At 50.2% G+C, this 17,255-nt stretch carries 16 protein-coding genes; 13 read left to right on the plus strand and 3 right to left on the minus strand.

Annotated elements, in window-relative coordinates:
* Positions 1–10 precede the first annotated feature (10 nt).
* The 11 genes from MWG26_RS02430 to MWG26_RS02480 all read left to right on the plus strand — a co-directional run bounded on the left by MWG26_RS02430 (position 11) and on the right by MWG26_RS02480 (position 13,233).
* Positions 11–403 (plus strand): PrgI family protein, encoded by a 393-nt coding sequence (locus MWG26_RS02430; RefSeq protein WP_118555762.1) that lies wholly within the window; start codon positions 11–13, stop codon positions 401–403.
* Entirely contained in the window at positions 363–2,759 is a 2,397-nt protein-coding gene (locus MWG26_RS02435) for a VirB4-like conjugal transfer ATPase, CD1110 family (RefSeq protein ID WP_118555761.1), read from the plus strand. The genes MWG26_RS02430 and MWG26_RS02435 overlap by 41 nt, the downstream gene beginning before the upstream one ends.
* Positions 2,756–3,712 (plus strand): DNA-methyltransferase, encoded by a 957-nt coding sequence (locus MWG26_RS02440; protein ID WP_118555760.1) that lies wholly within the window; start codon positions 2,756–2,758, stop codon positions 3,710–3,712. Before MWG26_RS02435 ends, MWG26_RS02440 begins: the two co-directional genes overlap by 4 nt.
* Positions 3,709–5,679, plus strand: a complete 1,971-nt coding sequence (locus MWG26_RS02445; protein WP_118555759.1) for a C40 family peptidase — start codon at positions 3,709–3,711, stop codon at positions 5,677–5,679. The genes MWG26_RS02440 and MWG26_RS02445 overlap by 4 nt, the downstream gene beginning before the upstream one ends.
* 13 nt (positions 5,680–5,692) lie before the next feature.
* Positions 5,693–6,415 carry a phosphoadenosine phosphosulfate reductase domain-containing protein gene (locus MWG26_RS02450; RefSeq protein ID WP_118555758.1) on the plus strand — a complete coding sequence of 241 codons (723 nt, stop codon included), beginning with the start codon at positions 5,693–5,695 and terminating at the stop codon, positions 6,413–6,415.
* Between the two features lie 6 nt (positions 6,416–6,421).
* Complete coding sequence (locus tag MWG26_RS02455) at positions 6,422–6,688, plus strand: DUF4315 family protein (RefSeq protein WP_118555926.1); 267 nt, start codon at positions 6,422–6,424, stop codon at positions 6,686–6,688.
* Positions 6,678–7,427 carry a DUF4366 domain-containing protein gene (locus MWG26_RS02460; protein ID WP_118555757.1) on the plus strand — a complete coding sequence of 250 codons (750 nt, stop codon included), beginning with the start codon at positions 6,678–6,680 and terminating at the stop codon, positions 7,425–7,427. The genes MWG26_RS02455 and MWG26_RS02460 overlap by 11 nt, the downstream gene beginning before the upstream one ends.
* A complete protein-coding gene (locus tag MWG26_RS02465; RefSeq protein ID WP_118555756.1) occupies positions 7,424–9,499 on the plus strand; it encodes a type IA DNA topoisomerase in 2,076 nt (691 codons plus the stop codon). Before MWG26_RS02460 ends, MWG26_RS02465 begins: the two co-directional genes overlap by 4 nt.
* On the plus strand, positions 9,496–9,864 hold the full coding sequence (locus tag MWG26_RS02470) for a cysteine-rich VLP domain-containing protein (RefSeq protein ID WP_007860200.1): 369 nt from the start codon (positions 9,496–9,498) through the stop codon (positions 9,862–9,864). The genes MWG26_RS02465 and MWG26_RS02470 overlap by 4 nt, the downstream gene beginning before the upstream one ends.
* Before the next feature lie 125 nt (positions 9,865–9,989).
* A complete protein-coding gene (locus tag MWG26_RS02475) occupies positions 9,990–13,019 on the plus strand; it encodes an antirestriction protein ArdA (RefSeq protein ID WP_244062690.1) in 3,030 nt (1,009 codons plus the stop codon).
* A 4-nt stretch (positions 13,020–13,023) separates the two neighbouring features.
* Positions 13,024–13,233, plus strand: coding sequence for a transposon-transfer assisting family protein (locus MWG26_RS02480; protein ID WP_002584960.1), 210 nt, complete (start codon positions 13,024–13,026; stop codon positions 13,231–13,233).
* Between the two features lie 201 nt (positions 13,234–13,434).
* On the opposite strand, the gene MWG26_RS02485 is transcribed toward MWG26_RS02480, so the two are convergent.
* The 3 genes from MWG26_RS02485 to MWG26_RS02495 form a co-directional block, all read right to left on the minus strand.
* Positions 13,435–14,769, minus strand: coding sequence for a relaxase/mobilization nuclease domain-containing protein (locus MWG26_RS02485; RefSeq protein WP_002584959.1), 1,335 nt, complete (start codon positions 14,767–14,769; stop codon positions 13,435–13,437).
* On the minus strand, positions 14,730–15,059 hold the full coding sequence (locus MWG26_RS02490; protein WP_002584958.1) for a plasmid mobilization protein: 330 nt from the start codon (positions 15,057–15,059) through the stop codon (positions 14,730–14,732). The genes MWG26_RS02485 and MWG26_RS02490 overlap by 40 nt, the downstream gene beginning before the upstream one ends.
* Before the next feature lie 201 nt (positions 15,060–15,260).
* Complete coding sequence (locus tag MWG26_RS02495) at positions 15,261–15,617, minus strand: helix-turn-helix transcriptional regulator (RefSeq protein WP_002584957.1); 357 nt, start codon at positions 15,615–15,617, stop codon at positions 15,261–15,263.
* A 398-nt stretch (positions 15,618–16,015) separates the two neighbouring features.
* Between MWG26_RS02495 and MWG26_RS02500 the strand changes: the two genes are divergently transcribed.
* Together MWG26_RS02500 and rlmN are read left to right on the plus strand one after the other, a co-directional pair.
* The gene (locus tag MWG26_RS02500; protein WP_003431289.1) at positions 16,016–16,201 is read left to right on the plus strand and encodes a cysteine-rich KTR domain-containing protein; all 186 of its coding nucleotides are present in this window, start codon (positions 16,016–16,018) and stop codon (positions 16,199–16,201) included.
* 16 nt (positions 16,202–16,217) lie between these two features.
* Positions 16,218–17,201 (plus strand): 23S rRNA (adenine(2503)-C(2))-methyltransferase RlmN, encoded by a 984-nt coding sequence (rlmN, locus tag MWG26_RS02505; protein ID WP_002584956.1) that lies wholly within the window; start codon positions 16,218–16,220, stop codon positions 17,199–17,201.
* The last annotated feature ends 54 nt before the right edge of the window (positions 17,202–17,255 follow it).

The following is a 17,255-nucleotide window of genomic DNA, read 5'->3' on the forward strand; positions in this document are numbered from 1 at the left end:
GAGGTGGACTATGGCGTATGTAACCGTCCCAAAGGATTTAACCAAAATCAAAAGCAAGGTAATGTTTAACCTTACCAAAAGACAATTACTCTGTTTCGGCGCGGCGGTGGCTATCGGGCTACCGCTATTCTTTTTGACAAAGGACAGCGCGGGAACGACAACGGCGGCTTTGTGCATGGTGCTTGCCATGCTGCCTATGTTCCTACTCGCTATGTACGAGAAGAACGGGCAACCGCTGGAAGTGATTATACGGCAATTTGTGGAAGTGAAGTTTCTTCGCCCCAAAGAGCGACCTTATCAGACCAACAATTTTTATACTGCCCTTGCGCGGCAGGAGCGATTAGATAAGGAGGTACGGGCGATTGTCAAAGGAAAAGGGAAAGACCCAAAACGAAAAGCGTAAACTTACGCGGCAGGAAAAGAAACAGATCGACGCGCTTATCCGGCAGGCAAAGGGCGACGGGAAGCCCCATACGGCGCAGGACAGCATACCGTTTGAGCGAATGTATAAGGACGGGATTTGCCGCCTTGCAAACGGGCGGTATTCCAAGTGCATTGAGTTTGAAGATATTAACTATCAACTTGCGCAGCCGGACGACAAGACCGCCATTTTTGAAGCCCTTTGCGATATGTATAACTCTTTTGACGCTTCTATCAGCGTGCAGCTTTCCTTAATCAGCCGCCATGCGAACAAGGAAGATTTTAAGAGTAGTATCACGATTGCCCCGCAGAATGACGACTTTGACAGTATCAGAGCCGAATACACCGAAATGCTGCAAACGCAGCTTGAACGCGGCAACAACGGGCTTATCAAGACAAAGTTTCTCACCTTTACCATTGAAGCAAAAGATATTAAATCGGCGCGGGCGCGGCTTGCCCGTATCGAAACGGACACGCTGAACCATTTTAAGGTGATCGGCGCGGCGGCGCGGGTACTGGACGGGAAGCAGCGGCTTGAAGTGCTGCATGGGCTTTTCCACCCGGACGGGGAACGCTTCAATTTTGCATGGGAATGGCTACCCGTAAGCGGCCTTTCCGTCAAAGACTTTATTGCCCCGTCCTCTTTCCGTTTTGGCGACGGGCGAATGTTTCAAATGGGCGGGAAGTTTGGCGCGGTTTCCTTTTTGCAGATTGCCGCGCCGGAACTTTCAGACCGTATGCTTGCCGACTTCATGGAAGCGGAGAACGGGATTGTCGTCAATCTGCACATTCAGAGTATCGACCACAACGAAGCAATCAAGACTATTAAGCGGAAAATCACCGATTTAGACCGCATGAAGATTGAGGAACAGAAAAAGGCAATCCGCAGCGGCTACGACATGGATATAATCCCGTCCGACCTTGCCACCTACGGCGGCGAAGCGAAAAACCTTTTGCGGGATTTGCAGAGCCGGAACGAGCGAATGTTTTTGCTTACGCTGTTAGTTTTGAATGTGGCAGACACAAAGCAGAAATTGGACAACGACGTATTCAGTGCCGCAAGTATCGCGCAGAAATACAACTGTATGCTCACCCGCCTTGACTATCGGCAGGAACAAGGGCTTATGTCCTCTATCCCATTGGGCGAAAACCTAATCCAAATCCAGCGGGGCTTGACGACTTCCAGCACCGCTATTTTCGTCCCCTTTACGGTACAAGAACTGTTCCAAAGCGGCGAAGCGTTGTATTATGGCTTAAACGCATTATCGAATAACATGATTTTGTGCGACAGAAAACGGCTGAAAAACCCAAACGGCCTTATCCTCGGCACACCGGGCAGCGGCAAGAGTTTTTCGGCAAAGCGCGAGATCACCAACGCTTTTCTCATTACCGCAGACGATATTATCATTTGCGACCCGGAAGCGGAGTATTACCCCCTTGTGGAACGGCTGAAAGGACAGGTTATCAAGGTTTCGCAGAACAGCACGCAGTACATTAACCCGATGGACATAAACCTCAATTACAGCGAGGGCGACACGCCCATAGCCTTAAAGAGCGATTTTATCCTTTCCTTTTGCGAACTCATTATGGGCGGCAAAAATGGGCTGGAAGCGGTTGAAAAGACCTTGATTGACCGCGCCGTTATCAGCGTGTACCGCAGCTACCTTGCAGACCCGAAGCCAGAGAATATGCCGATTTTGGGCGACCTCTACAATGAAATCAAGAAGCAGCCGGAAAAGGAAGCGCAGCGTATCGCGTCGGCATTGGAACTCTATGTAAACGGCAGCTTGAATGTGTTTAACCATAGGACAAACGTTGATATTCATAACCGCCTTGTCTGCTTTGATATTAAAGAACTCGGCACCCAGCTACGAAAACTCGGTATGCTCATTGTCCAAGACCAAGTTTGGAACAGAGTTACCATAAACCGCAGCGAGGGTAAGGCGACGCGGTACTACATCGACGAGTTTCATTTGCTGCTCAAAGAGGAACAGACCGCAGCGTACAGCGTTGAGATTTGGAAGCGTTTTCGCAAATGGGGCGGTATTCCAACAGGTATCACCCAAAACGTGAAAGATTTGTTGTCGTCCCGCGAGGTGGAGAACATCTTTGAAAACTCGGACTTTGTGTATATGCTCAACCAAGCGCAGGGCGACAGGGAAATCCTTGCAAAGCAGCTTAATATTTCGCAGCAGCAAATGACCTATGTAACCCATTCCGAAGCGGGCGAGGGGCTTATTTTCTACGGCAACGTGATTTTGCCGTTTATTGACCGTTTCCCGCAGGACACGGAACTGTACCGCGTCATGACGACCAAACCCGGCGAGGTGTCGGCATGAGGATAGAAACGGATAAAATCTATTGCGGCGACAGCTTGCAGGTGCTTCAAACCTTGCCGGATAACTGTATTGATTGTTGCGTAACGTCCCCGCCCTACTATGCCTTGCGAGACTACGGCGCAGCCGGGCAGATCGGGCGGGAAGCAACGCCGGAAGAATATGTTTCCCGCATTACAGCGATTTTCCATGAGGTAAAGCGGGTGCTTGCGCCGGAGGGTACTTGTTGGCTCAATATCGCAGACACTTATTGCGGCACAGGCAGCAAAGCCGGCCACCAAGACCCTAAATATCCCAAAGGCAGGAACGGGCAGCAAGTGGCGTTCAACCACCGCGCCCCCGGCTGCAAGCCGAAAGATTTAATCGGTATTCCGTGGCTTGTAGCCCTTGCCTTGCGGGGCGACGGTTGGTATTTGCGCAGTTCTATTATCTGGTACAAAACAAACCCCATGCCGGAAAGCATGCGGGACAGGCCGACCCGCTGCTATGAATATGTGTTTCTGCTTACCAAGTCAAAGAAGTATTACTACGATTGGCAAGCGGTAGCCGAGCCGATAGCACCCACAACGGCGGGGCGGCTGAAAAGCGGAGTTAGCAAAGGAAACAAGTATAACGTTACTGTTCCGGGGCAAAACCAACCGCAGAAAATCAACCGCCCCCGCGAAAAGGGCGCATACGCCGACGAGTTGATTTCTCCCGTCCGCAGCCGCCGCAACGTTTGGCAGATCAACAATGTCGCGTATCATGGCGGGCATTTCGCAGCATACCCGCCCAAACTTGCGGAAACGTGCATTTTGGCGGGCTGTCCCGTGGGTGGGATTGTCCTTGACCCCTTTTTCGGCAGCGGCACGACGGGCATGGTAGCAAAGCGGCTTAACCGCCGCTATATCGGCATTGAGTTAAACCCCAACTATTGCGAACTTGCAAAACAGCGGATTGGAGGTGATGAAGATTGAGCAAGGAACTGAAAGCCCCCGACAAGGTAACGCAGAAAATGACCCGCGACGGTGCGGTTGCACAAAACCTTACGACGGGCGAAACGTCCAGTATCAGCGAAAGGCCGCAGGAGGAAAACTATTCAGCCCCCGCAGGGGCGGCAGCGGAAAAGGTTGTGCAGCATATCGGCGCAGAGGTTGAACGACACGCGGCAAAAGGCGCGGAGAAAAAAGCCCTTGACGCGGCGCAGCTAAAAAACCATACTTCCCGCTTGCAGTTTTCCGAAGCGGAACGGGCAACGCCGGAACTTCAAAAGGCAATTAAGAAATCGGACAAGGCGGCAGGCCGTTTAGATGCGGCGCGGGCAGCTATCCCCAAGCAGACCAAAATCAAGAAAGAGCGCGTTTTTGACGAAGCGAAAGGCAAGGCAAAAACGCGCCTTTCCTTTGAAAAGACCGATAAGCCCCCAAACGGCAAGTTGCGGCATAACCCCTTATCCCGTCCGGCGCAGGAGTTAAACAGTACCGTACACGGGAAAATCTACGAGGTAGAGAAAGAAAACGTCGGTGTGGAAAGCGGGCACCGGGTAGAACTTGCGGGCGAGAAAGCGGGCGGCATGGCGGCGCGGGCAGCAAAGCGCAGCATACGCAGCCATAAGCTGAAACCCTACCGGGCAGCGGCGGCAGCGGAGAAAAAGGCGGTAAAGGCAAACGCCGATTTCCTCTATCAAAAGGCGTTGCATGATAACCCCGCTCTTGCGCACTCCAACCCCATTTCCCGCTTTTGGCAGAAGCAGCGCATTAAAAAGCAATACGCAAAAACGCTGAAAGCGGGCGGCAAAGTGAAAAAGACCGCCGAAGCCACCGCAAAGGCGGCGAAGAAAACCGCGCAGGAAACCAAACGGGCGACGTTCTTTGTTGTCCGGCACTGGAAAGGCTGCTTGATTGTGGGCGGGATTGCCTTTATCGTGCTGCTGCTTTTCGGCGGGCTGTCCTCTTGTTCCCTTTTTGGCGGCAACAGCGGCAGCGGTTTGATTGCGTCGTCCTATCTCTCCGAGGACGCGGATATAACGGGCGCGGAAAGCGCGTATGCCGCTATGGAAGCCGAGTTACAAGATATGCTGGACAATATCGAAAGCGAATACCCCGGCTACGACGAATACCGGGTAAACGCGGACGAGATCGAGCATGACCCCTATGTGCTAATCTCTATCCTCTCCGCGCTGCATGAGGGCGTGTTTACTCTCGATGAAGCGCAAAGCACCCTTGAAATGCTCTTTGAGAAACAGTATATCTTGACGGTTACGGAGGAAGTCGAGGTACGCTACCGCACCGAAACGCGGACGGACAGCGAGGGCAACGAATACGAAGTTGAAGTACCCTATAACTATTACATTCTTCATGTGGATTTGGAAAACTTCAACCTTTCCCATGTTCCCGTTTATATCATGGGGGAAGAACAGTTGTCCCTATATGCAATCTATATGTCGTCCCTTGGCAACCGTCCCGATCTGTTCCCGCAATCCGGCTATGTTTCAAAATACTATGAAAACCCGCCCGCCGATTACGAAGTACCCACCGCGCTGCTTAATTCCGATGAAAAGTTTGCGCGGCTCATGGAGGAAGCGGATAAATACGTCGGTTTTCCCTATGTGTGGGGCGGCAGCACCCCGGAAACCTCTTTTGATTGCAGCGGATTTGTGAGTTATGTGTTGACGAACAGCGGCCTATACAATACGGGCAGACTTGGGGCGCAAGGGCTTTACAACATCTCAACCCCTGTTTCTAACCCGCAGCCGGGGGATTTGGTTTTCTTTACGGGTACATACGATACCCCCGGCGTTTCCCATGTGGGGATTTATGTGGGCGAGGACGGGGACGGAAGCCCCGTCATGCTGCATTGTGGCGACCCTATCCAGTATTCAAGACTGGACACCAGCTATTGGCAATCCCACTTTTACGCCTACGGGCGGTTACATTACAACTAAAAGGAGTTGAAAAATGAATATTGTATCTTTTGGCGGCGGCACGAATAGTGCCGCCTTACTTATTGGCCTATACAAGCACAAAATCCCGGTTGACCTTATCACCTTTGCCGATACGGGTGCGGAACACCCGCATACCTATCAATTTGTTAAGGTAATCAATCAATGGCTTGCGGAACGCGGTATGCCGCAGATTACCGTTGTGCAGTATGTTGACCGCTACGGCAACCGCCTACCTCTTGAAACCGAGTGCTTGCGCTCTCATACGCTCCCGTCGATTGCCTACGGGCATAAGCGTTGTTCGCAGAAACACAAAATCGCACCGCAGGAAAAGTTTTGCAACCACTATGCGCCTTGCCGCGAAGTATGGCAGCGCGGCGAGAAAGTCAACCGCTATATCGGCTATGACGCGGGAGAAGTGAAACGGTATGAACATTCCCGCAAGTACAACGAAGCCGACAAAAAATATCATAACCGCTACCCTCTCATTGAAGAATGGGGCTGGAACAGGGACGATTGTATTCGGGAAATCAAAGCGGCAGGATTGCCGCAGCCGGGTAAATCGTCCTGTTTCTTTTGTCCGAGCATGAAGAAACAAGAGATTTTATATCTCAAAGAACACTATCCCGATCTATTTAACCGGGCGGCGGCTTTGGAAGAAAACGCTATGCCCTATCTTAAAACCGTTAAGGGATTGGGGCGCAGCTATTCATGGAAAGAACAGTTTGGAAAGGAGTAAATGACTATGGCGAACACGAAACTTGACCGTATCGAAAGGGATATTGAGAAAACGAGGGCAAAAATCCTTGAATACCAAAAGAAGCTGAAAGACCTTGAAGCGCAGAAAGTCGAGGAAGAAAACGCACAGATCGTGCAAATGGTAAAGGCAGTACACCTTGACGGGACGCAGCTTGCCGCGTTCCTCTCCGCTTACGCCAGCGGCGAAATCACCTTGCCGCAGCCGGAAGCCACTTACCCCGCCGAACAGGAGGACAGCGACAATGAAGAATAAAAAGCTAATCCGAAAGTTTACCGTATTGCTTGCCGCGCTGGTTATCATGTGCGGCCTTTCTGTTACCGCATACGCGGGCGGCGGGTCTGAAAGCGACTTGCCGCCTACCCCTGTAACCGAGGAAACGCCCCCACCGGAAACCGAGCCGGAGGAAACGACGGGCGGCTATGAGCCGCAGCCCCTTACCCCGGACGGTAATATGTCCCTTGTGGACGATATTACGGGGGAAGCGTCCGGCGACAAGCAGTTTATCACCGTCGTAACCAAAAGCGGCAACTATTTTTACATCATCATTGACCGCGCCGAGGACGGGGAAAACACCGTCCATTTCCTTAACCAAGTGGACGAAGCGGATTTAACCGCCCTTATGGAGGACGGGCAGACCGAAGCCCCCGTTTGTAGCTGCACCGAAAAATGTATTGTCGGAAGCGTCAACACCGCTTGCCCCGTTTGCAGCGTCAATATGAGCGAGTGCGCGGGCGTGGAAGCCGAGCCGGAGCCGGAAGAAACCGAGCAGCCGCCGGAAGAAGAAAAAGGCGGCGGCATGGGTATTCTGCTTGTCGTGCTGCTTGTTGCCGCAGCGGGCGGCGGCGCGTTCTACTACTTTAAGATTTTGAAGCCCAAAAAGGACGCGGCGAAAGGCAGCAGCAACCTTGACGACCTTGATTTTGACGAGGACGACGAGGAAACGGAAGAAGTAGAAACCGAACAGACCGAGCAGGAGGACGACAATCTATGAAACTTGTAATTGCAGAAAAACCGAGCGTCGGGGCGGCGATTGCCGCCGTTATGGGCGCGAATGAAAAGCGCAGCGGATATTTTGAGGGCAACGGTTATCTTGTGTCGTGGTGTATCGGGCATTTGATTAGCCTTGCAGACGCGGCGACCTACAATGAACAATTCCGTAAATGGAAGTACGACGATCTCCCCATTGTCCCGCAGGAGTGGCGGTTTATTGTTGCCAGCGGCAAGGAGCAGCAGTTTTCCATTCTCAAAGACCTTATGCACCGCAGCGACGTTACCGAGATTGTCAATGCTTGCGACAGCGGACGCGAGGGAGAACTCATTTTCCGCTTTGTCTATGAACAGGTGAATTGCAAAAAGCCCTTTTCCCGCCTTTGGATTAGCAGCATGGAAGAAAGCGCAATCCGCGAGGGCTTCTCTAATCTCAAAGACGGGCGCAGCTACGACAACCTTTATCAATCCGCGCTTTGCAGAGCAAAGGCCGATTGGCTCATTGGCATTAACGCGACCCGCCTTTTCTCTATCCTCTACCATAAAACATTGAATGTCGGCAGAGTGCAAACGCCCACCCTTGCTATGCTGGTAAACCGCGACTATGCAATCAGCAGCTTTAAGAAAGAGAAATATCATGTTGTCCGGCTGGACGTTGGCGGCGTTGCCGCCCTTTCGGAACGGCAGGACGACGAAGCGGCAGCGCAGCAGATGAAAGCGGCTTGCGAGAAATCGCAAGCCGTTTGTACTTCCCTCAAAAAAGAGAAAAAGACCGCAGCCCCGCCGAAACTGTTTGACCTTACCGCGTTGCAGCGCGAAGCTAACCGCCTGTATGGATTTACGGCGAAACAGACCCTTGATTATACGCAAGCCCTCTATGAAAAGCGGCTTTTGACCTATCCCCGCACCGACAGCAAATATATCACTTCCGATATGCAGAGCAGCACAAAGGAACTCATTACCGGGCTTTGTTCGCTGCTTCCCTTTATGCAGGGGGTAAAGCTGCAAGCAGGCCTTACAAGGGTTTGCGATAACAGCAGAGTAACCGACCACCACGCTATTTTGCCGACAGCCGAGTTTTTGAAAGCGGGCTTTTCTTCCCTTGCCGACAGCGAAACAAAACTTATGACCCTTGTGTGCGCGAAGCTGCTTTGCGCCGCAGCCGCGCCCTATGAATATGAAGCGGTTACGGCGGTTATCTCTTGCGGCGGTTATACCTTTACCGCAAAGGGCAGGACGACGCTTTGCGAGGGGTGGCGTGAGATTGAAAAGCTGTCCCGCGCCGCGTCCGAGGAACAGGACGAGGACGCAGAGCTGGAAGCCGTTTTGCCGCCGCTTGCCGAGGGGCAGACCTTTGACAATCCGGCAGCGGAGATCTCCGAGCGTTACACGCAGCCCCCAAAAGCATATACCGAAGATACGTTACTTTCGGCTATGGAGAGCGCGGGCAAGGAGGACACGCCGGAGGACGCGGAGCGCAAAGGGTTAGGCACTACCGCAACGCGGGCGGGTATCATTGAAAAACTCATTAGCGCGGGCTTTGCCGAGCGCAAGGGCAAAAAGCTAATCCCCACAAAGGACGGGTATAACCTTGCCGCTATTCTGCCCGAAGTCCTTACGTCCCCGCAGCTTACGGCAGAATGGGAAACCCGCCTTACCGGGATTGCCAAAGGCAGCGACAGCCCAGACGATTTCATGCGCGGGATTGAGGAAATGACAGCGGGACTTGTCAAAACCTATTCCGCGATTTCCGAAGATAAAGCGAAGCTGTTTGCCCCGCAGCGGGAAGCAATCGGCACTTGTCCCCGTTGCGGCGCGGCGGTTTACGAGGGCAAGAAAAACTACTACTGTTCCGACAGGGCGTGCAGCTTTGTTATGTGGAAAAATGACCGCTTTTTTGAGCAGCGCAAAAAGGCTTTCACAAAGGCGATTGCCGCCGCCCTTTTGAAAGACGGAAAGGTAAAAATCAAAGGTATGTACTCCACCAAAACAGGAAAGACCTTTGACGGGGTTGTGCTGCTTGCCGACACAGGCGGCAAGTATGTAAACTTCCGCGTCGAGCAGAACCGAAAATGATTAGGCTTGATGAAAAGCAGTATCGAGCCGTTAAGAAAATGACCCGCGCCGCGTGCGCCAACAACGATTGCGGGAACTGTCTGCTATTGGACGACGGGGAAACTTGCGTTTGTGTGCAGAGTATCAGCTATTCGCTGTTATGCCGTTATTTCCGCGAAGCGGTTTTACCCGCAGACAGGCAGCTATGCGAACAGATCACCCGCAGCGGGGAAACCGATTTGAAGCGTTGCGCGGTATGCGGCAGCACGTTTGCGGCGGGCAGCAACCGGGCGAAATACTGTCCCGATTGCGCGGCAAAGATACGCCGCAGACAGAAAGCGGAAAGCGAAAGAAACAGGCGTTTACGGATAAAAACAACTACATAGCAAGCACAGCAAACGAGTACCCGTTTGCGAGAAATGCTCGCGCTGCTCTATGGGAAGCGCGGGCATTTTGCTTGTTGGGATAGTCCCAAACCCTTAAAAATCGAGAAAGGACGTGATGAAACAATATGCCGTACACCTCATACGACCATGACAAATTAGAAGCCGCCGAAACCATGCGGATAGAACGCCGGATATATTTTGAAGCAAAGGACGGGGATATTGCCCCTTATGCTTCCTTGCCGATTGCGCAGCTACTTTCCATGCGCAGCGAAAGCGCGGCGGCAGAACAGGCGATTTTTGACAGCTTAAAGGAGCAAGCCGCCGCATGGGAAGAACAGGCGGGGAAAACGCTTTTGCTGGATAAAGCATTGGAATATGTGAGAACGCCGCACGTCCAGCACACCGCGAACGAGTGGCAGGAAAACGAGTATAACCGCCACACCCGCAGCAACCGGGTATATCAGATGAATTACTACATTTACGAAAATACCCGCTACAACCAAGAAGCGCAGAAATCTATCCCGTATTCATGGACGCTTACATGGAGCGTGCGAACCAACAGCCCAAGCAGAACCCAAGCGAAGATCGCCGGACAGGATAGAAAGGTTTTCACCGACAAGGCAGCTATGGAAAAGTATCTGAATGGGCGTATCAAAGCGTATGACCGCTTGTTTACGGAAATCTCCCCGCCTATCCCGCAGGAGTACGCCGACTATTTCAAAGTAAACGGTATGCTCATGCCGGACTACACCATAGAGGGTGAGGAACCCCCGCAGCAGCAACAGGCGGCAGCTATCCCCGATAATACCGGGCAGGAAAAGGAGCGTGAACACATGAGCGAACAGTTTTCTATTATGATAGGCAACCGCAGCCGCTTTGAAGCGGGCGACCCAAGCGGCTATTGGCTGGATATGCCCGCCACAAAGGAGCAGTTACAGGGCGCTATGCAGAGCGTCGGCATTACCGCCGATAACCCGCAGGATTTTTCCATTCGCGGCTATTCCGACGACCCGGAGAAACATATTGCCTTGCCTTATGAAATGGTATGCGCCGCCGACGTGGACGAACTCAATTTCCTTGCGGCGCGGCTCGAACAGCTTGACCCCGCCGAGATCGGCAAGCTGAACGCAGCTTTGCAGCAGAAAAACGGGCTTGCAAATATTGGACAGGTAATTGACTTCACCTACAACGTGGATTTTTACGTCCATATCCCCGAAGTACATACCTACCGCGATTTGGGCGACTATTACTTAAATCAATCCGGCATGGTACAAATGCCCGAAGAATGGAAAGGCGGCATTGACCTTACTACTTTCGGAAGAAATGCCGCCGCGCAGGAAAAAGGCGCGTTTACCGAATATGGTTATATCGTGGAAAGCGGCGACGAGTGGGAACGGCAGTTTGAGGGGCGCGAAGTGCCGGAGGAATACAAGATTATGAGTTACCCGCAGCCGGAGCGCAGCGAACAGGACAAGACCTATATGGACGCAGCCGAAGTGCAGCAAGCAGCCGTACAGACCGCCGAGCCGCAGCAGCCCCGCCCCGTCGTCCCCATTATCCTTACTTCTGAAAAGCCCGCCGAAAAGGTAAAGGAGATTACCGCCCGTTTGGAGCAAGGCGTACAAGCAATTTTTGACAGCGACCGCTATAAAGAGTTTTTAACCGCTATGTCAAAGTTTCATGATTACAGTCTGAACAATACGATTTTGATTGCCATGCAGGGCGGCAATTTGGTAATGGGCTTCCGTCAATGGGAAAAGGAGTTTGACCGCCATGTAAAGAAAGGCGAGAAAGGCATTAAAATCTTTGCCCCCGCACCCTACAAGGTGAAAAAGCTGGTTGATAAAATCGACCCCGAAACGAGAAAGCCCATGCTTGACCGCGAGGGAAAAGCGATTAAGGAAGAAAAGGAAATCACCGTCCCCGCCTTTAAGGTTATAACCGTCTTTGATATTTCGCAGACCGAGGGCAAGGAGTTTCCCGACCTTTCCGTTAAACCGCTGCTTGCCGATGTGGAACAGTACGAGGACTTTTTCGCTGCCCTTGAAAAAGCGTCCCCCGTTCCGATTGCTTTTGAGCAGATCACCAACGGCGCAAACGGATATTTCAGTTTGACCGATAAGCGAATTGCTATCAAAGAGGGCGTGAGCGAGTTACAGGCGGTAAAGACCGCCATTCACGAAATCGCCCATGCGAAGCTGCATGACGTGGACTTAAACGCCCCGCCGGAGGAACAAAACCGCGTTGACCGACGCAGCCGCGAGGTACAGGCTGAAAGCGTTGCCTATACGGTGTGTCAGCATTTCGGGCTTGATACGTCGGATTACTCTTTCGGGTATGTTGCCGGGTGGAGCAGCGGCAAGGAAATGACCGAATTAAAAGCGTCCCTTGAAACGATACAGGCGACCGCAAAGGAACTCATTACCGAGATTGAGGGGCATTTTACCGAATTGCAGCAGCAGCGGCAAGCCGAGCAGGAGCAGCAGCCCCCCGTATTTGACAAGTTACCGCCCGAACAGCAGCAAGCCTTGTCCGATACTGTAAAAGATACCTTGCAAATGCTGGTTGACGCAGACAAGCGGATTTACGGCGACGTTACAGGCAAGACCCTTGAAGCAATCGCGGCGCAAGGCTATTCCTACAAGGACGGGCAGCTTGAAAAGCAGCAGCCGGAAGCGACCCCCGACAGCCTTATGACGGGTGAAACCGTTAGAACGCCGAGGGGCAATTTTCATATTACCGATATGACCCGCGAACAGATCGAAGCGGCGGGCTTTGGTTTTCACCATGCGTCGGAGGACGGGAAGTATCTCATTATGGGGAATGGTACACAGGCGTTTGCCATAGCCGCCGAGCAGCCGCAGCGGGATAATCCCTTAAAGCACGTTGAGGACATTGTAGAGCAGAACGACAACAACTTTGACGGGCTTATCAATAACACGCCGAAAACGCCCACCGTCGCGGATTTGGAGCAGCGGGCAAAGGCGGGCGAAGCGATCTCCGTTACCGACCTTGCAAAAGCGGTAAAAGCCGAGAAACGGGAACAGCCGCAGAAAAAACCGTCCATTTTGAAGAAGCTGGACGAATACAAGAAACAGGCGGCGCAGCAGCCGAAAGATAAACAGAAAGAGCATAAAAAGGATTTGGAGGTTTGATAGCATGAATACCCGCTTTACCATTGAGGAAGAAAACATTGTTGCGATCTACGCCGAGGACAGCCGGGAAACAACGCTTGAAAATATCCTTGCCGCCATGCCCTACATGGACGAGGATATGCGCCAGCTTGCCGCCGCAGCGGTGAACAAGCTGCAAGCCATGACGGACAGCGAGTTTTCCGAAAGGGAGTTTATCTTGACCGACGAGGAATAGCCCATAGAGAACAGGGGCGCGGTTGCCGATTTCCGGCACCGCGCCCCTGTTCTTTTTTTGTCCTTGCGTGGACAATTAGAAAGCCGTTTTTGCGGGTTTGAATATACTTTATCGTCTATGTCGTTTTCATGCGCTGGAAGCCGCAGAAACACAGGCGTTTTCAGCCCTTAACATTCCACTTGCCACCCCATGTTTTGCGCCTTATCGCTCCTGCTCCCGCGCCCTGCTTTGGGACGGGTAAAGAATACTATCGACGTTCTTTTTGACAACGCCGTATTCCTGCATTTGCTTCTTGGCTTGCCGATAATCTTCATACAATTTGGTTTTCCTGTCGTTTAAGCTTCTATACTCCTTGCGCAGCGCGGCGAGATCGGGCAGCTTCTTTATCTGCATTTCCTTTAATGCCCTTGCCGCAGCTTCAAACAGGATAATTTCGCTTTCATGCCCCCGCAGATACTTTTCCTTGTCCGGCGATTTTCGGTATTCATCGTAAATCGGTTTTAACTGTCGGTATGTGGTGGTGTGCTTGATAAGCAGCGACAAATCAGACATACGCTGTTCCACTTCCTTAACCGCCTTTGCCGCCGCGTCATGAGCGGTCATAATATCGGCTATCTTGCTTTCAAGTTCGCTATAATACTCAATCTTGTTTTCGGTTAGGAAGTTCATGCTTTTAGCAGCCTGTTTCAGATTATGGATTTTTGCCCACCGTTCATAGCCCGCCGACTGTTGGGCTTTGATACTGTTTTCAAGATCGACGACAAGCCGGATTTTCTTATCTTCCCGCAGCGTTTTTGTTTTGGCAACATACACGCCCTTGATACGCTCCTTTATCGCTTCTTCCGTATAGGCCGCGCCGAGCGTCTTTGTGCGGGTAAACCGTTCCTGTCCGGCAGCGCGAAAGGAAATGTATTTGCCCTGTTTGATTTCATACCCCATTTCCTGCAAGCGGCGCAGCAGTTCGTCAAAATCTTTCACTTGGGGAATGAGAGTATCTATCGCCGTTTTCAGCTTTGCTTTGTAGCTTGTCCCTTGCTTTTCGGCGGTGTATTCTGCATAGCTTTTTCCCTTGTCCTGTCCCGGTACGACGACGGATAGCCCATGCTCTTTACATATCCTGTCGCTGGTGCGCCGGATAAAGTGATAGCTTTGCTTGTTGGAATGGTACTTTTTGTAGTCAACGAAGCTAACCGCGTTGAAAATCAAGTGATTATGCAGATGGTCTTTATCGACGTGAGTTGTCAAAACAAACTCATACTTGCCGCCTAATACCGCCCCGGCAAGTTCCATGCCGATTTTGTGCGCTTCTTCCGGTGTGGTTTCTCCCACCGCAAAGGATTGTATCAAGTGCCGCCCTAAATGTGTGCCGCGATCTCCGGCAGCTTCCCGCGTCCATGCAAACTCAATATCGGCGGTTTCCAGCCCGCAGCCGAAAGAGGACGCAAGCAGCTTCCCGTCTGTCTTTTCGGGATTTAAGATATAGTCTATCGCAGCCTTTAAGGTTGATTTAATAGGGTGCGTCTTTGTAACCGCCATATCTCGTCCACCGCCTTTTTAATGTCCTCTATATCCTGCCTGTAAACCGTCCCCGTCGCATTGGCGCGTTTTGCAATTTGGTTGATGTTCCGGCTCACCGCTTGCAGTTCCCGGATATATGCTTTTGTGTCGCTTCGGTCAACGACAAGAATATACCCGTCTATCGCCATTTTACGGAAGTATGCCCCATACTGCTTTATGGGAAGCTGCTTCATCTTCTCGTCGATCAGCCGCTTTTCTTCTTCCGTAACGTAAAACTTCATCTGTATATTTCTCTTTCGGTTTTCCATTTCCGCACCGCCTTTCGGTATAAGGGTTTGGGATTATCCCAACAAGCATTTTCCGCAAACGGGTACTCGTTTGCTGTGCTTGCTATCTACTCCATACCCCCACCGAAAGGCGGTATTTGTTGCGCGTTCCTTTGATTTTGGACGCAAAAAAAGATTGCAGCCGCCATGCGCTGCAATCTCCCGATTTCTCATATTGTGAGGTTAATCCTCTGCTTTTTCGACTTCCGTTATCTCCCTTGCTGTTGCGGTTACAATCCGTATGCCTTTATCGCTCATACCGTCCAGCAGCGCGTCAAGCTGCCGCCGCCCGGTGGATTTCTCCGCATTGCTGTTCGGGAAGAAAAATTGATCTACCGAAATATGATACCGGGTTACAAGGTCATAGAATACCTGTAAACTCGGCTGTTGTCCCTTGTTCTCGATATTCGCAAGGTAGCGCGGGGAAATATATAACTCGTCGCTTACCTTTTTGCGGCTCTCGCCGTATTCATTTCTCGCGGCTTTTATAGCTGCCCCGAAAGCCTTAAAGTCGTACAATGGTACGGGTCTTTTTGCCATTTTCATTCACCCTGTTACATTTTACAGTTCACCTTTCTTTTTGGATATGTCCACACAATTCATATCATTAGGTTAAATACTTCCTGTTGTGTATTGACAGTAGACTGATTTTCTGATAAAATAAAATTTATGTAAAAGGAGGCGGCGTTTATGTTGCATAGCATGCGTATTAGATAAGCATTGAAAAAAAGGATTTTCCCATTTTCAACATGGGCTTTTTTGTCATGCTTATTTTGCGGATGCTATACAAAAAACTAACGACGTATAGATATAGTATAGACATAGTGCAAGCTATGCCTTAGTTTTGTTGTACTGCTCTGTGCATTATAAATGCAGGTCAATGCTCATGTTGAGGATTGACCTGCATTTTTTTGTGTAAAAAGGACGAGTGAAATATAATGCTTAAAAAATATTGGATAAAATGTCCGATTTGTAACGGAAAGACGAGAGTTCAAGTATTTCATAATACTGTATTAAAAGATTTTCCTCTTTTCTGCCCTAAATGCAAATTGACGCATATCATTGATGTAGAAAAATTAGAGATTGTAATCAAAAATACAGAAAAACAAACTTTTATTATTTAGAAGAAAGGATATAAAAATGAAACGTTTACCTAAATATACGCCTGCGGAAGTACGGAATGATCCATACGGATTTACTTACAAAGAAATGTCGGAAGTTATTGGCGAGAATGAAGCAAAAGCCTTATATGAAGAATTATATAAGCAATTACCACGCAAAAAAAATCTATCAATGTTGGTAAAAAATATTTGCAAAAGCAGTGATACTGAAAAGTATGTTTACGAACTGAAAGACAACAAATACATTGAAACGGTTTTTATCAAGCGGCGAGATGGTGGAACTGTTTGCGTGAGCACACAAGTCGGTTGTCCTGTTGGTTGTATTTTTTGTGAGTCCGGGCGAAATGGCTTTGTTCGTAATCTAACATCGTCAGAAATCGTACAACAGATTATATTGTTGCGTCGAAAAGTAAACCGTATCGTTTTTATGGGTATGGGAGAGCCTTTATTCAATTATGACAACTTGATAAAAGCAATCCATATTCTCCGAGATAGATATGGGCTCAACTTTCCAACCGACGGCATTACCATATCAACAGTTGGTCCGGTCGATCAATTAAAAAAATTGCGCGAGGAACATCTTAAAATTCAGTTGACAATATCTTTACACGCAGCAACACAATCTGCAAGAAATCGTATTATTCCTCACATGCGCATATATGCTATTGAAGATGTTGTTAAGCAAGCCTTATCCTATTCTGAAAGGCATAATCGCAAAATTGTCTTTGCGTATTTGCTTTTACCGGGTATAAATGACCGGCCCTCAGATGTAAGACAACTTGCAAAATGGTTTCGGGGCAAAAAAGTTATGATTAACGTGTTACAATACAACCCAACAAGCAATTCAAGAATTAAAGCACCACAGAAACGGGAAATAGTTGCATTCAAACATCAATTAGAGCAAGCAGGACTTGAAGTTACTATGAGAGTTTCTCATGGCAGAGAGATTAACGCGGCTTGTGGACAGTTAGCTAACACATATAATAAATTCAAAAAAAAATGATTAAAAGTGCCAGACGCATAGACGCAGAGCCGATAACGCATTAGGTCAAAAAAC

The organism is Faecalicatena contorta, from assembly GCF_022835095.1.
GTDB lineage: Bacteria > Bacillota > Clostridia > Lachnospirales > Lachnospiraceae > Faecalicatena > Faecalicatena contorta.

Coding starts and splice junctions, on each gene's coding strand:
- rlmN (WP_002584956.1), top strand. CDS start 16,218: ATGAAACGTTTACCTAAATATACGCCTGCGGAAGTACGGAATGATCCA.
- MWG26_RS02465 (WP_118555756.1), top strand. CDS start 7,424: ATGAAACTTGTAATTGCAGAAAAACCGAGCGTCGGGGCGGCGATTGCC.
- MWG26_RS02430 (WP_118555762.1), top strand. CDS start 11: ATGGCGTATGTAACCGTCCCAAAGGATTTAACCAAAATCAAAAGCAAG.
- MWG26_RS02455 (WP_118555926.1), top strand. CDS start 6,422: ATGGCGAACACGAAACTTGACCGTATCGAAAGGGATATTGAGAAAACG.
- MWG26_RS02480 (WP_002584960.1), top strand. CDS start 13,024: ATGAATACCCGCTTTACCATTGAGGAAGAAAACATTGTTGCGATCTAC.
- MWG26_RS02485 (WP_002584959.1), bottom strand. CDS start 14,769: ATGGCGGTTACAAAGACGCACCCTATTAAATCAACCTTAAAGGCTGCG.
- MWG26_RS02450 (WP_118555758.1), top strand. CDS start 5,693: ATGAATATTGTATCTTTTGGCGGCGGCACGAATAGTGCCGCCTTACTT.
- MWG26_RS02500 (WP_003431289.1), top strand. CDS start 16,016: ATGCTTAAAAAATATTGGATAAAATGTCCGATTTGTAACGGAAAGACG.
- MWG26_RS02460 (WP_118555757.1), top strand. CDS start 6,678: ATGAAGAATAAAAAGCTAATCCGAAAGTTTACCGTATTGCTTGCCGCG.
- MWG26_RS02470 (WP_007860200.1), top strand. CDS start 9,496: ATGATTAGGCTTGATGAAAAGCAGTATCGAGCCGTTAAGAAAATGACC.
- MWG26_RS02495 (WP_002584957.1), bottom strand. CDS start 15,617: ATGGCAAAAAGACCCGTACCATTGTACGACTTTAAGGCTTTCGGGGCA.
- MWG26_RS02490 (WP_002584958.1), bottom strand. CDS start 15,059: ATGGAAAACCGAAAGAGAAATATACAGATGAAGTTTTACGTTACGGAA.
- MWG26_RS02440 (WP_118555760.1), top strand. CDS start 2,756: ATGAGGATAGAAACGGATAAAATCTATTGCGGCGACAGCTTGCAGGTG.
- MWG26_RS02475 (WP_244062690.1), top strand. CDS start 9,990: ATGCCGTACACCTCATACGACCATGACAAATTAGAAGCCGCCGAAACC.